The organism is Streptomyces sp. 135, from assembly GCF_020026305.1.
In the GTDB taxonomy this organism is placed as follows: Bacteria; Actinomycetota; Actinomycetes; order Streptomycetales; family Streptomycetaceae; genus Streptomyces.
In genome coordinates, this window is the sequence record NZ_CP075691.1 from 6,692,286 (window position 1) to 6,706,269 (window position 13,984).

The window sequence follows — 13,984 nt, forward strand, 5'->3', positions numbered from 1 at the left end:
CGGATCAGCTGAGCAGCTCCACCTCCGCGAGGGTCGCGGAGCCGCGCGGCACCAGCCGGTAGTGCCCGTACGTCCCCGGACGCGCCACCGTGAACACCCGCGTCTGCTGGTCCCAGGCGAAGGATTCACCGGAGCGCTCGTCCAGCCGCTTCCACGTGCGGCCGTCGGCGGAGCCTTCCAGCACCCAGCCGCGCGGCGCCTTCGCCCTGTCGGTGGACGACGTCAGCGTGTACTGCACCGCCTTGGTCGCCTTGCCGACCGGGAGCTCCACGGCTCCCGACTCCGAAGAGGCCGCCGTGGCCGAGGAGTCGTCGAAGAGCGCGCCGTCGCCCTTGAGGACGTCCCGCCTCGGCGACGGCACCTCGTCGTCCTGGGTGATCGACACCGGCTGGGCGTTCTTGCCGGAACCCCACGCCGACGGCTTCGGGCCCATGTCGAACTCCAGGACCCCGCCGCGCGCGATCAGCTTGTGGGGGAGCGCGGTCGACGTCCAGGCCTTGCCGTTGACCTTGAGCCCCTGCACGTACACGTTCTCCGCGCTGTTCCTCGGCGCCTTGACGACCAGGTCGCGGCCGTTGTCCAGGTGCACGGTCATCTTCTTGAACTGCGGTGAGCCGACGGCGTATTCACCGCTGCCCATCACCAGCGGGTAGAAGCCGAGCGAGGAGAAGAGGTACCAGGCGGACTGCTCGCCGTTGTCCTCGTCGCCGTGGTAGCCCTGGCCGATCTCGCTGCCGGTGTAGAGGCGGGCGAGGACCTCGCGGACCTTCTCCTGCGTCTTGGCCGGCTGCCCGGCCGCGTCATACATGTACGCCACGTGGTGGGCGACCTGGTTGGAGTGGCCGTACATGCCCATGCGGACGTCGCGTGCCTCCGTCATCTCGTGGATGACGCCCCCGTACGAGCCCGCGAACTCGGCGGAGCCGGTCTCGGGCGTCGCGAAGTACGTGTCCAGCTTCTCGCCCAGCTTCTCGCGGCCGCCGTAGAGGTTGGCGAGGCCGCGCGAGTCCTGCGGGGCCGTGAAGGCGTAGCCCCAGGCGTTGGTCTCCGTGTAGTCGTGACCCCACACGCGCGGGTCGAACTTGTCGGAGGGGACGCGCCACTTGCCCTTGGCGTCCTTGCCCTGGAAGAAGCCGGGGGCCGTGCCGGCGCCCGCCGCCTTCTCGTCGAAGAGGTTCACGTACTCCCGGGCGCGGTCGAGGAAGTACCGCGACTCCTCCTTGTAGCGCTTGACGCCCGTCTTCTTGTAGAGCGCCTCGCCCATGCGGGAGATGCCGTAGTCGTTGAGGTAGCCCTCCAGCGCCCACGACAGGCCCTCGTGCGTCTCGCTGCTCGTGTAGCCGAGGAACGGCGAGGTCTTCATGCCCTTGCGGCCGACGCCCGCGCTCGGCGGCACCACCGTCGCGTTCTTCAGCGCGGCCTCGTACGCGGCCTTCGCGTCGAACTTCACGCCCTTGACGTACGCGTCGGCGAACGCGACGTCCGAGGAGGTGCCCGTCATCAGGTCCGCGTAGCCCGGCGACGACCAGCGCGAGGTCCAGCCGCCGTCCTTGTACTGCTGCACGAACCCGTCGACCAGCTCGCCCGCCTTCTTCGGCGTGAGGAGGGAGTACGCGGGCCACGTCGTCCGGTAGGTGTCCCAGAAGCCGTTGTTGACGTACGGCTTGCCCTCGACGATCTTCGCGCCGGTGTGCGTCGGGGTGTCCGGGCCGGTCTGCGGGGAGAAGGGCGAGGCGTACTTGTACGTGTACCTGCCGCCCGCTGAAGCGACCTTCTCGAAGCCCGAGTTGGGGTACAGGTACAGCCGGTACAGCGACGAGTACAGCGTCGTCAGCTGACCCTGGCTCGCGCCCTCCACCTCCACCTTGCCGAGGATCGCGTCCCACTGCTTCTGGGCGCGGTCCTTGACGCGGTCGAAGGAGGTGCCCGCGGGGATCTCCTGGCCGAGGTTGGCCTTCGCCTGGTCCACACTGATCAGGGACGTGGCGAGACGGAGGGTGACCGTGCGGTCCTTGCCGGGGGCGAAACGCAGGTAGCCGGTGACGTCACCGCCACCGCCGCCCGCCGGCTTGCCGCCCGCGGTGACCGGCGCGTCGAAGGTCCCGTACACGAACATGCGCGTGGCGCCCGTCGACAGGCCGGACTTGACGTCCGAGAAACCGGAGACGATCCCCTTCTCCTTGTCGAGGGTGAGACCGCCCTTCTCCGAGACGTTGTCGAAGATCACGCTCGCGTCGTCACCCGGATAGGTGAACCGCATCATCGCGGCGTGGTCGGTCGGCGCCATCTCGGCCTTGAGGCCGTTCTCGAACGTCACGCCGTAGTAGTGCGGGCGCGCCGTCTCCTTCTCGTGCCGGAAGGGCAGCGCCCGCTTGGTCCGCGAGGCGTTCGGGGTGTCCTTGTCGACGGACGGCATCAGCTGGAACGTCTGCCGGTCGCCCATCCACGGGCTAGGCTCGTGACTCGCGCCGAACGCCTGCATCGTCGGCAGGTTGTCGTCGTTGTTGCCGCGCGCGTAGTCGTACAGCCAGCTCAGGGAGCCCGCGCTGGTCACCGGCGTCCAGAAGTTGAAGCCGTGCGGGACCGCCGTCGCCGGGAAGGTGTTGCCGCGCGAGAAGCCGCCGCTGGAGTGGGTGCCACGGGTGGTGTCCGCGTAGTCGGAGGGGTGCGCCTTGGGCCTCGGCGGGGCCTTCTCCTTCAACGACACGTCGTCCAGCCAGCCGCGGAACTTCGCCGGGCCCTTCGGCGCGTCGTACGCGACGAGGATCCGGTCGACCGTCTTGCCGCGCGCGACCTCGCCGATCCGCGAGACGACGTTGTTCCACTGGTTGACGTAGAGCACCTTGGCGGCGCCCTGGCCGCGCGGGTCCAGCGGGAAGCCGTGCTGGTCCGTGGCCTTGAGGTCACTCAGATAGGTGCCGTCGGTGAACGCCAGGTCCACGGAGACGTGCGTCGCCGCGTAGTCGAGGTCGCCCTCGGCCATCGAGGGGAAGACGCGGTAGCCCAGCTCGGTGTTCCGCCGCACCGGCACGTTCACGTCGAAGACCTTGTTGTACGAGTACCCGCGGCCGTCGGCCTTGTGGGTGCCCGCATAGCGCAGCGCGTGCCTGCCCGTGAACCCGGCCCGCGACTTGGCGGTGGGCGAACCGCTGGGGCCCCGGTCCACCAGGCTCAGCATGTCCTCGGGGGCGGGTGCCTCGGCGCCGCCCACCGACAGCTGCACATCGGCCAGTTGCACTATGTCGGGCGCGCCGTTGTTGGCCGTGACGTCCAGGCGGTAGTGGCGGTACGCCGTGGCGTTGGCGAAGTCGTACTTCTTCGTCTTGTGCCGGCCGTCGAAGGCCTCGCCCTCGCGCTCGTCGAGGACCTTCCACTCCTTGCCGTCGGCGGAGCCCTTCAGGGTCCAGTCCTTGGGGTCGCGCGGGGCGTGGTCGTTGGCGGACGTCAGCGCGTACGTCACCACCTCGGCCGGCTCCTTCAGGTCGAACTCGACCCAACCGGACGTCGCGAACGTCAGCCATTTGCTGGTGGCCTCGCCGTCGACGAGGTTCTCCGCGACCTCGCCCGAGCCCGCGTTCTCGCCGCTGGCCCGGACCTCGGTGACGTGGTCCATCACGCTGCCGGGCAGGCCGGAACTGAACGCGCCGTTGACGCCCGAGGCCTTCTTGCCGCCGCCGGGGGCCGTCTCCACGGTGTTCAGCCAGTCGGGCTGCGCCTCGCCCCCCTCGAACGAGGATGCGAACTCCTTCTCGGCGCGCGGCGGTTTCTCGGGCCCCGCGACGGCGGCCCCCTGCGCGGCCACGACGAGCGCGAGCGCCAGCATGCCGATGGCCACCGGCGGACGATGGTGTCCATGACGAGATCTGCGTGCCATGTGTGGCATCCCCGAGCCCCTCCCTGCGAGTTGGACAACGTTGTCACGATCGCTGCGCAAGGTCTAGTAGGGAGTCAAGTGACAGAGGGTGTCAAGGCTGTTGGCGCTATTCGCGGGGTTGATGCCACGTACGAGGCCGGGCGGGACGCCCCGGGGCAGATCGGGTGGTCGGCGGAACGGGTCCGGCACCGGTAAAGGATCACCCGCGCGCCTCTCCGGTAGCGTCGGGGCATGAGTCATCCACATCCAGAATTGAAAGCCGCCCCTCCACTGAACAAGCGTGGGCTGAGGATCGTCGCCCTCGGCGGTCTGGGTGAGATCGGCCGCAACATGACCGTCTTCGAACATGCGGGCAAGCTGCTGATCGTCGACTGCGGTGTGCTGTTCCCCGAGGAGACCCAGCCCGGGGTGGATGTGATCCTGCCGGACTTCACCTCCATCCGGGACCGCCTCGACGACGTGGCGGCGATCGTGCTGACCCACGGCCACGAGGACCACATCGGAGGCGTGCCCTACCTGCTGCGCGAGCGGTCCGACATCCCCGTCATCGGTTCGAAGCTGACGCTGGCGTTCTTGGAGGCCAAGCTCAAGGAGCACGGCATCCGGCCGCGTACGGTGCGCGTGCGCGAGGGCGACCGGCGCGGTTTCGGTCCCTTCGAATGCGAGTTCGTGGCGGTCAACCACTCCATCCCGGACAGCCTCGCGGTCGCGATCCGTACCAGCGCCGGACTGGTCCTGCACACCGGGGACTTCAAGATGGACCAGTTCCCGCTGGACGACCGCATCACCGACCTGCGCGCCTTCGCCCGGCTCGGCGAGGAGGGCGTGGACCTGTTCCTGACCGACTCCACCAACGCCGAGGTGCCCGGCTTCACCACCTCCGAGCGGGAGCTGAACCCCGCGATCGAGCAGGTCATGCGGACCGCGCCGCGCCGCGTGATCGTCTCCAGCTTCGCCAGCCATGTGCACCGTATCCAGCAGATCCTGGACGCCGCCCACCAACACGGCCGCAAGGTCGCCTTCGTGGGCCGCTCGATGGTCCGCAACATGGGCATCGCCCGTGACCTCGGCTACCTGAAGGTCCCCGCCAACCTGGTGGTCAACGTCAAGGAACTGGAGAACCTGCCCGACCACAAGGTCACCCTGGTGTGCACCGGCTCCCAGGGCGAACCGATGGCCGCGCTGTCCCGGATGGCCAACCGCGACCACCAGATCCGCATCGGCAAGGGCGACACGGTCCTGCTCGCCAGCTCCCTCATCCCGGGCAACGAGAGCGCCATCTACCGCGTCATCAACGGCCTGACGCGCTGGGGAGCGAACGTCGTCCACAAGGGCAACGCCAAGGTGCACGTCTCCGGGCACGCCAGCGCCGGCGAACTCGTGTACTGCTACAACATCGTCAAGCCCCGCAACGTCATGCCGGTCCACGGCGAGTTCAAGCACCTGAAGGCCAACGCCGACCTGGCCATCCGTACCGGGGTCGACCCCGACCGGGTGGTCATCGCCGAGGACGGCGTCGTCGTCGACCTCCTCGACGGACGCGCCAAGATCACCGGGAAGGTCCCGGCGGGCTACGTCTACGTGGACGGCATGGAGGTCGGCGGCGCCACGGAAGCCTCCCTCAAGGACCGCCGGACCCTCGCCGAGGAGGGCGTGGTGACGGTGGTGGCGATCGTCGACGCCGACACCGGCGCCCTGGCCCGCGGCTTCGTCCACGACCCTGGTCCTGCAGGTCGGCCTCGGATGGCCCTGTGCGAGAGGCGCCATCGACCGCGCCTGAAGGCGTCGGGACACGCGTCCCGAGCGCCCAGCGCGGCCGTCCAAGGGCGGCGTTCACAGGCGGAGCAACATCGTCACAAGTCGCCCGAGTTCCACGACGACGGCACGCTGTCTCCGCGAGGACCAACAACCTGTCGGAAACGTCGATGCGAGGGCCAGATCGGCCCGCAGGCTCATGGACGACCTGCGAACGGGCTCCGAGGCCTGGGCCGGAGGGACCCTGAGTCGCCAACGGTCAGAACGAAAGGCGGAGCGGACGACGACACCACCCGCGGGCCGATGTAGCGGCGGGCGCTGATGCCGTCGATGAGACCGAGGGGCACGAGCCGTCCAGCCCAGGATGATGACAGATGCAGCCAGATCGGCCCCAAGAGCGATGGACGCAGAAGGCGCCCTGAAGGACCCCCTGCAAGAAGGCCTGAGCGGCGACCATGAGCAGCGTGCGTCGGCTGGTACAACGAGCTGTTCACGGTACTGCTGCCGCCCGGCCTCACCCCGAGGCGCGTCCGCTACGACCGGCGCTACCGCACGCTCGACAAGTACCGCTTCATCGTGGGCTTCCTGGCCGTGCCGCTCGCCTTCTACGCGCTGTTCGTCGTCTCGCCGTTCCTCCAGGCGATCTACTACTCCTTCACCGACTGGTCCGGCGGCCCGGTCGCGAACTTCATCGGGTTCGACAACTACCGGAAGATGTGGGACGACGTCCGTTTCTGGGACTCGCTCCAGGTCAGCGCGCTCCTGCTGGTCGTCGCACCCCTCCTGACGCTCGTACTCGGCATGTTCTTCGCCTACATGATCACCGCGGGCGGCCGGCACCGCAGGGGCAAGGCCATCGCGGGCGTCGCCGGCTCGTCCTTCTACAAGGTCGTCTACTTCTTCCCGCAGGTGCTGTCCGTCTCCATCATCGCCGTGGTGTGGGGGCGCGTCTTCAACACCAACAGCGGCCTGATCAACGGCGGTCTGGAGAAGGCCGGCATCGACGGGCCCGCCTGGCTCGGCGGCGACGAGACCCTCGCCCTGATCGCGCTGCTCACCGTCATCAGCTGGAGCTTCGTCGGCTTCTACGTCGTGCTGTTCTCCGCGGCGATGGGGGCCATCCCCAAGGACATCCACGAGGCCGCGCTCCTGGACGGCGCGGGCCGCGCCCGCAGCTTCTTCGGCGTCACGCTCCCGCTGATCTGGGACACGGTGCGCACCGGCTGGATCTACATGGGCATCCAGGCGCTCGACACCTTCGCGATCTGCCTCGTGATGGTGCCGCCGCACGTCCTCAAGGTGACCCCGGTCTTCCTCTACGAACGCTTCCGTGACGGCCAGTACGGCTACGCCACGTCCATCGGCGTCGTCCTCCTCGTCCTGAGCGTGGCGTTCTCCCTGATCGTCATGCGGGTCGGGAACCGCGACCGGATCGAATACTGACACCGCGGGAGCCACTGCATCATGACCACGACCGCCACCGCCGCGCCCCGCCCCGACAGCGCCGCCGCACCCCGCGGCGAGAAGGAGTCGGGCGGCACCCTCAACGTCTTCTCGCACGCCTTCCTCGTCCTGTGGGTGGTCCTGGCGGCCGGGCCCCTGATCTGGGTCGCGCTCACCGCGTTCCGGCCCTCGGCCGAGATCCTCAGCGACCCGATGGGCTGGCCGGCCGCGTTCCACTGGGAGAACTTCACCAACGCCTGGAGCAAAGCCGACATCGGCCGGTACACCGTCAATTCGCTGGTCATCCTCTGCGGTTCGCTGACCGGCACCATGCTGCTCGGCTCCATGGCGGCCTACGTCATCGCCCGCTTCACCTTCCCCGGCAACCGCTTCATCTTCATGCTGTTCGCGGGCGGCATGATGTTCCCGGTCATCCTCGCGCTCGTCCCGCTCTTCGCCGTCATGGAGAACTTCGGGCTCCTCGACACCCGGCCGGGCCTGATGATCGCGTACATCGCCTACTCGCTGCCCTTCACCACCTTCTTCCTGACCTCCTTCTTCCGCACGCTGCCGACCGGCGTGCAGGAGGCGGCGATGGTCGACGGGGCCTCGCACACCCGCACGTTCTTCCAGATCATGCTCCCGATGGCCAAGCCGGGCCTGGTCAGCATCGGCATCTTCAACTTCCTCGGCCAGTGGAACCAGTACCTGCTTCCGCTGCTGCTCAACAACGAGGAGGAGAAGAACTACGTGCTGCCGCAGGGACTCGCCTCGCTCGCGGTCTCCCAGGGCTACCGCGGGGACTGGGGCGCGCTCTTCGCGGGCCTGACCATCGCCATGCTCCCGGTGCTCGTCGTGTACGCCGTCTTCCAGCGACAGGTACAGGCCGGTCTGGCCTCCGGAGCGCTCAAGTGACCTGGTGAAGCAGGTGATTTCAGCTTGGCCACGAAAGTGGTCTAGGCCTGTCGGGCCAAAACCTGACGTGAGTAGGGTCGGCGCGACGGCGCCGCGGGGGGCGACTGTACGCGCTCAAGTCGACACCGATGTCGAAGGGTTGAACAGCATGAGGAATCGAATGGTCGCCACCGGTGCGGCAACGCTCTGCCTGGCGCTCGGACTTACCGCCTGCGGCGGGGACAGCGACAGCGGTGACGGCAAGACGATCAAGCTCGTCGCCGCCGACTACGGCGACAAGGCCTCCAACGCCTCCAAGGTGTACTGGAACCAGGTCAAGAAGGAATTCGAGAAGGCCAACAAGGGCTACGAGGTCGACGTCCAGGTCATCAACTGGAACGAGATCGACAAGTCCGTCAAGAACATGATCCAGGCGGGCGACGAACCCGACCTGCTCCAGACCGGCGGCTACGCCGACAAGGTCGCCGACGACCTCCTCTACAAGGCGGACGAGGTCATGTCCGCCAAGACCCGCGACAACCTCATCCCCACCTTCGCCGAGGCCGGGGAGGTCGACGGCACCCAGTACGGCATCCCCTGGGTCTCCTCCAGCCGCGTCATGTTCTACAACAAGGACGTCTTCAAGAAGGCTTACGTGAAGGCCCCGCCGAAGACCTGGGACGAACTCGCCGCCGCGCGAAGAAGATCAAGGACAAGAAGGCCGCCGAGACCCCGCGCCCTGCCGCTCGGCCCCGAGGAGACCCAGGGCGAGACGATGATGTGGGAGCTCGGCAACGGCGGCGGCTACACCGACGGCGACGGCAATACACCATCGACAGCCCCAGAACGTCGAGACGTTCGAGTGGCTCAAGACCGAGCTGGCTGCCGGGCCTCACCTACGCCAACCCGCCTCCACCGACCGCAAGACGGCCTTCGCCGACTTCGCGGCTTAAGGTCGGCATGCTCAACGGCCACCCGAGCCTCATCCAGATGGCCAAGGGCGGCAAGGTCGACTACGGCGTCGCGCCCATCCCCGGCAAGGAAGGCCCGCTGAAGAGCACCTCTGGCGTGGCTGACTGGATGATGGCGTTCAAGGACGGCGGCAGAAGGAAGGCGTGAAGAAGTTCCTGGACTTCACGTACCCAAGAAGATGCTGGCGTTCGACGAGATGTACAACCTCATGCCGGTCACCCAGGACGCCCTGGAGGAAATGCAGACCAACGGCAAGCACAAGGACCTGGAGCCGTTCTTCGAGGTGCTGCCGAGCGCCAAGTTCTACCCGCTGGGCGACCTTCACCACCTGGGACCTCGTCTCCGCCGAGATCAAGAAGACCGGTGGCAAGGCCGTCGTCGACGACCCGAAGCAGGTCCCGGCGACCTCCAGAAGAAGGCGGAGACGGCGGCGGCGGAAGCCAAGCAGCGGCCCCTCCCTTAGTCCGCCCCCGTCCGCAAGGAGACCTTGTGTCACTGAAGGCCCCTCCGTCCCCGCTTACAACCGGCCGGGAGAAGAGCGGGCGCGCAGGCCGGTGAGCCGCCGCGGCGGAATCGCCCGGCTCGGCCGCGGGATAGCGCCCGTCATCCTGCTGATCCTCGCCGTGGTCGTCTGGCCCGTCATCGAGCTGATCCGCACCTCGTTCCTCAACATCTCCATCGCCTGGTGAAGCGGTGATTTCAGCGCCACCGAAAGTTCAAGAAGCTCTTCGAGGAGAGCGACTGGGGCCGTCCGCTCTGACGGCGTCGTGGACGCTCGTCGTCGCTCACCGTCACGATGGTGCGGGTTCGCGCAGCTCTTCGACCAGAATCGGCCGCCGCATCACCCGCTGGGCGCTCTCGCCTGGGCCGCCTCCGGATGACCGCCATCGGCGGGGACAGACAGCGGTGACCAAGACGACAAGCTCGATCGCTCGACTCGGCCTCCGACGCCTCCAAGGTGTACTGGCTGGGCAAGAAGGAGACGCCTCCAGAGAAGGCCAACAAGGGCCACAGGTACGACGTCCGGTCCAACTGGAGAGATCGACGAAGTCCGTCAAGAACATGATCCAGGCGGGCGACGAACCCGACCTGCTCCAGACCGGCGGCTACGCCGACAAGGTCGCCGACGACCTCCTCTACAAGGCGGACGAGGTCATGTCCGCCAAGACCCGCGACAACCTCATCCCCACCTTCGCCGAGGCCGGGGAGGTCGACGGCACCCAGTACGGCATCCCCTGGGTCTCCTCCAGCCGCGTCATGTTCTACAACAAGGACGTCTTCAAGAAGGCCGGCGTGAAGGCCCCGCCGAAGACCTGGGACGAACTCGCCGCCGCCGCGAAGAAGATCAAGGACAAGAAGGCCGCCGAGACCCCCTACGCCCTGCCGCTCGGCCCCGAGGAGACCCAGGGCGAGACGATGATGTGGGAGCTCGGCAACGGCGGCGGCTACACCGACGGCGACGGCAAATACACCATCGACAGCCCCCAGAACGTCGAGACGTTCGAGTGGCTCAAGACCGAGCTGGTCAAGCCGGGCCTCACCTACGCCAACCCCGCCTCCACCGACCGCAAGACGGCCTTCGCCGACTTCGCGGCCGGCAAGGTCGGCATGCTCAACGGCCACCCGAGCCTCATCCAGATGGCCAAGGGCGGCAAGGTCGACTACGGCGTCGCGCCCATCCCCGGCAAGGAAGGCCCGCTGAAGAGCACCCTCGGCGTGGCCGACTGGATGATGGCGTTCAAGGACGGCGGCGCGGAGAAGGAAGGCGTGAAGAAGTTCCTGGACTTCACGTACTCCAAGAAGATGCTGGCGTTCGACGAGATGTACAACCTCATGCCGGTCACCCAGGACGCCCTGGAGGAAATGCAGACCAACGGCAAGCACAAGGACCTGGAGCCGTTCTTCGAGGTGCTGCCGAGCGCCAAGTTCTACCCGCTGGGCGACACCACCTGGGACCTCGTCTCCGCCGAGATCAAGAAGACCGGTGGCAAGGCCGTCGTCGACGACCCGAAGCAGGTCCTCGGCGACCTCCAGAAGAAGGCGGAGACGGCGGCGGCGGAAGCCAAGTAGCGGCCCCCTCCCCTTAGTCCGCCCCCCGTCCGCAAGGAGACCTTGTGTCACTGAAGGCCCCTCCGTCCCCGGCCGGCTCCGGCCGGGGACGGAGCGGGCGCGCACCCCGGCCGGTGAGCCGCCGCGGCGGAATCGCCCGGCTCGGCCCGCTGCCCTGGATAGCGCCCGTCATCCTGCTGATCCTCGCCGTGGTCGTCTGGCCCGTCATCGAGCTGATCCGCACCTCGTTCCTCAACATCTCCATCGCCGGCAAGGTGCGCGGCAGCGCCGGGACCGACAAGTTCAAGAAGCTCTTCGAGGAGAGCGACTTCGGGGCCGTCCTGCTCTGGACCGTCGTGTGGACGCTCGTCGTCGTCACCGTCACGATGGTGCTCTCCCTGGCCCTCGCGCAGCTCTTCGACCAGAAGTTCCCCGGCCGCCGCATCACCCGCTGGGCGCTCATCGCCCCCTGGGCCGCCTCCGTCCTGATGACCGCCATCGGCTTCAAGTGGATGCTCAACCAGACCGCCGGCGTCCTCAACACCCTGATGCTCGACCTCGGCCTCATCGACAGCTCCAAGGACTGGCTGGGCAGACCGGAGACCGCCTGGCCCTGGATGATGGCCGTGGCCGTCTTCGTCTCGCTCCCCTTCACCACGTACACGCTGCTCGCCGGGCTCCAGACCATCCCCCAGGAGGTCTACGAGGCCTCGCGCATCGACGGGGCGGGGCCCTGGCAGACGTACCGCCACATCACGCTGCCGATGCTGCGGCCCGCCTTCCTCGTCGGCGTCGTCATCAACCTCATCAACGTCTTCAACTCCTTCCCGATCATCTGGGCCATGACCCAGGGCGGGCCGGGTTACGACACCTCCACGTCGATGGTGTTCATGTACAAGCTGAAGGAGACCGACATCGGTGAGTCCGCGGCCATGTCGGTCGTCAACTTCCTGATGGTCGTGGTGCTCGTGCTGATCTTCCTGAAGGTCAGCCGGTGGAACGAGGAGGACTGATGGCCACGGCGACGGCGACCCGCCCCGCGCCCACCGGACCCGGCGGGCGCAAGAAGCCCCGGCGTGCCTTCCGGCCCCGCACCCTGGTCATCACGGCCTGCGCCTGGCTCCTCGCGGCCGTCTTCCTCGCGCCGTACCTGGAGATGATCGTCACCGCCCTGCGCCCCAAGGAGGAGCTGCGGGACCGCACCTACCTGCCGCAGAACCTGGAGTGGGCGAACTTCGTCGACGTATGGAAGGAGTCCGAACTCGGCCAGAACCTCCAGGTCACCCTGCTGGTGGCCGGCGGCGCGACGCTCCTGGTCCTCCTGGTCTCCCTCCCGGCGGCGTACTACACGGCCCGCATGCGCTACCGGGGCCGCAAGCTCTTCCTGCTCCTGGTCCTGGTCACCCAGATGTTCCAGCCCACGGCCCTGCTGGTCGGCCTCTACCGTGAGTTCCACCAGCTGGACATGCTGAACTCGGTCTGGACCCTGATCCTCACCAACGCGGCGTTCAACCTCGCCTTCGCGGTCTGGATCCTGACGGCGTACATCTCCTCCATCCCCCCGGAGCTGGAGGAGGCCGCCATGGTGGACGGCACCAGCCGCTTCGGCGCCATGATCAAGGTGACGCTGCCGCTGGCGCTGCCGGGCGTGGTCACGGCGGTGATCTTCACCTTCATCACGTCCTGGAACGAGTTCGTGATGGGCCTGACCCTCACCACGGAACCGGACAAGCAGCCGCTGACGGTCGGCATCAGCAACTTCATCGGCAACTACACGGTGCAGTGGAACTACCTCTTCGCCGCGTCGGTGGTCGCGATCATCCCGGTCGTCGTGCTGTTCGCCTTCATCGAGCGGCATGTCGTGTCGGGGCTCACGGCGGGGTCGGTGAAGTAGCGGCGGGGTCGGTGAAGCGACCCCCCAACGGCCGCCGCTCCGGCGAGAATCGAGACATGCAGACGCGAGAACAACTGGAGCGGGACATCCGGGAACTCTCCGACGAGGCCGCCGTGCGCGCCCTCGCGGCCGTGGTCGAGGAGCGGGGGCTCCTGCCCCGGGCCCACGCCGCCGACTGGGACGGCGGGGAGCTGGCCGAGACGCTGGAGAGCGAGGACGTCGCGGAGTACGTGGGGCCGGACCGGCCCGAGGTCACCGAGGGGGAGCTGGCCCGCGCCACCCTCGAGTACGCGGCCTCCCAGGGCGGAGACCTGTCACGCACGGTCGGCGAGGCCGTCGACTACGCGCGCTCACCGATGCAGCGCTTCGACCCCGTCGGCCTCTCGGTCACCGTGCTCGTCGTCGTCCTCCTCCAGACCGAGGTCCGCGTGAGGCGGGACACGGAAGGGAAATGGAGCCTGACCATCCACAAGCGGGCCATGAAGGAGGCGGCGCTTGGCCGGGTCTTCACGGCGCTGCTTTCGCGGATCAGTGGGGGGAAGTAGGGGGTACGGGATTTGGCGGTCGGGGTCGGGGGCAGGTCCGGTGGCCAGGTCCGGCATTCAGGTTGGGTGGCAGGCCTGGTGGTCAGGTCCGGCATCCAGGTCTGGTGGTCAGGTCCGGGGGCCAGATCCGGCACCCGGGCCCAGTGGTCGGGTTCGGTGGTGAGGTCCCGGTGTTGGGGTCCGGTGGCAGGGTCCGGCACCCGGGTTCGGTGGTCGGGTTCGGTGGTGCGGCCCCGGTGTTGGGGTCCGGTGGCAGGGTCCGGCAGCCAGGCCCGGCACCCGGGCCCAGTGGTCGGGTTCGGTGGTGAGGTCCCGGTGTTGGGGTCCGGTGGCAGGGTCCGGCAGCCAGGCCCGGCACCCGGGCCCAGTGGTCGGGTTCGGTGGTGAGGTCCCGGTGTTGGGGTCCGGTGGCAGGGTCCGGCACCCGGGCTCGCCGGCCAGGTCGGGCGGTCAGGTCCGGGACCCAGATCCGGCGCCCGGGCGCGGTGACCAGGTCCCGCGCCCAGGCCCGGCGGTCAGGCCCGAGACTCAGGCCCGGCGGTCAGGTCCGTCCGATGG

Annotated in this window: 10 protein-coding genes and 1 pseudogene; 10 read left to right on the forward strand and 1 reads right to left on the reverse strand. The window is 68.1% G+C overall.

Translation table 11 applies throughout. The annotated features are described in order from the left end of the window. Positions 1-4: 4 nt before the first annotated feature. The gene (locus KKZ08_RS30135) at positions 5-3,823 is read right to left on the reverse strand and encodes a GH92 family glycosyl hydrolase (protein ID WP_223779246.1); all 3,819 of its coding nucleotides are present in this window, start codon (positions 3,821-3,823) and stop codon (positions 5-7) included. 282 nt (positions 3,824-4,105) lie between these two features. Here KKZ08_RS30135 and KKZ08_RS30140 point away from each other — a divergent pair. From KKZ08_RS30140 to KKZ08_RS30180, 10 genes and pseudogenes are all read left to right on the forward strand, one after another. Further along, positions 4,106-5,566 (forward strand): annotated as a pseudogene (locus KKZ08_RS30140) (ribonuclease J); the annotation flags it as partial. Between the two features lie 564 nt (positions 5,567-6,130). Further along, the gene (locus KKZ08_RS30145; RefSeq protein ID WP_223779247.1) at positions 6,131-7,072 is read left to right on the forward strand and encodes a sugar ABC transporter permease; all 942 of its coding nucleotides are present in this window, start codon (positions 6,131-6,133) and stop codon (positions 7,070-7,072) included. A 21-nt stretch (positions 7,073-7,093) separates the two neighbouring features. After that, positions 7,094-7,987, forward strand: coding sequence for a carbohydrate ABC transporter permease (locus KKZ08_RS30150; RefSeq protein WP_223777423.1), 894 nt, complete (start codon positions 7,094-7,096; stop codon positions 7,985-7,987). A 148-nt stretch (positions 7,988-8,135) separates the two neighbouring features. Then, positions 8,136-9,020 carry an ABC transporter substrate-binding protein gene (locus KKZ08_RS30155; protein ID WP_223777424.1) on the forward strand — a complete coding sequence of 295 codons (885 nt, stop codon included), beginning with the start codon at positions 8,136-8,138 and terminating at the stop codon, positions 9,018-9,020. Between the two features lie 96 nt (positions 9,021-9,116). Next, positions 9,117-9,401, forward strand: a complete 285-nt coding sequence (locus tag KKZ08_RS30160; protein ID WP_223777425.1) for a hypothetical protein — start codon at positions 9,117-9,119, stop codon at positions 9,399-9,401. A 91-nt stretch (positions 9,402-9,492) separates the two neighbouring features. Then, the gene (locus KKZ08_RS38745; protein ID WP_263303366.1) at positions 9,493-9,627 is read left to right on the forward strand and encodes a hypothetical protein; all 135 of its coding nucleotides are present in this window, start codon (positions 9,493-9,495) and stop codon (positions 9,625-9,627) included. 373 nt (positions 9,628-10,000) lie between these two features. Continuing rightward, complete coding sequence (locus KKZ08_RS30165) at positions 10,001-11,008, forward strand: extracellular solute-binding protein (RefSeq protein ID WP_223777426.1); 1,008 nt, start codon at positions 10,001-10,003, stop codon at positions 11,006-11,008. A gap of 113 nt (positions 11,009-11,121) precedes the next feature. Beyond that, a complete protein-coding gene (locus KKZ08_RS30170) occupies positions 11,122-12,000 on the forward strand; it encodes a sugar ABC transporter permease (RefSeq protein ID WP_223777427.1) in 879 nt (292 codons plus the stop codon). After that, positions 12,000-12,881 (forward strand): carbohydrate ABC transporter permease, encoded by an 882-nt coding sequence (locus KKZ08_RS30175; RefSeq protein ID WP_223777428.1) that lies wholly within the window; start codon positions 12,000-12,002, stop codon positions 12,879-12,881. Before KKZ08_RS30170 ends, KKZ08_RS30175 begins: the two co-directional genes overlap by 1 nt. 56 nt (positions 12,882-12,937) lie before the next feature. Continuing rightward, on the forward strand, positions 12,938-13,426 hold the full coding sequence (locus KKZ08_RS30180) for a hypothetical protein (RefSeq protein ID WP_223777429.1): 489 nt from the start codon (positions 12,938-12,940) through the stop codon (positions 13,424-13,426). Positions 13,427-13,984: the final 558 nt, after the last annotated feature.

Bases quoted from the DNA above. Each gene is read 5' to 3' on its own strand.
- KKZ08_RS30135 (WP_223779246.1), bottom strand. From the start codon at position 3,823: ATGCTGGCGCTCGCGCTCGTCGTGGCCGCGCAGGGGGCCGCCGTCGCG.
- KKZ08_RS30150 (WP_223777423.1), top strand. From the start codon at position 7,094: ATGACCACGACCGCCACCGCCGCGCCCCGCCCCGACAGCGCCGCCGCA.
- KKZ08_RS30155 (WP_223777424.1), top strand. From the start codon at position 8,136: ATGAGGAATCGAATGGTCGCCACCGGTGCGGCAACGCTCTGCCTGGCG.
- KKZ08_RS30160 (WP_223777425.1), top strand. From the start codon at position 9,117: ATGCTGGCGTTCGACGAGATGTACAACCTCATGCCGGTCACCCAGGAC.
- KKZ08_RS30165 (WP_223777426.1), top strand. From the start codon at position 10,001: ATGATCCAGGCGGGCGACGAACCCGACCTGCTCCAGACCGGCGGCTAC.
- KKZ08_RS30175 (WP_223777428.1), top strand. From the start codon at position 12,000: ATGGCCACGGCGACGGCGACCCGCCCCGCGCCCACCGGACCCGGCGGG.
- KKZ08_RS30180 (WP_223777429.1), top strand. From the start codon at position 12,938: ATGCAGACGCGAGAACAACTGGAGCGGGACATCCGGGAACTCTCCGAC.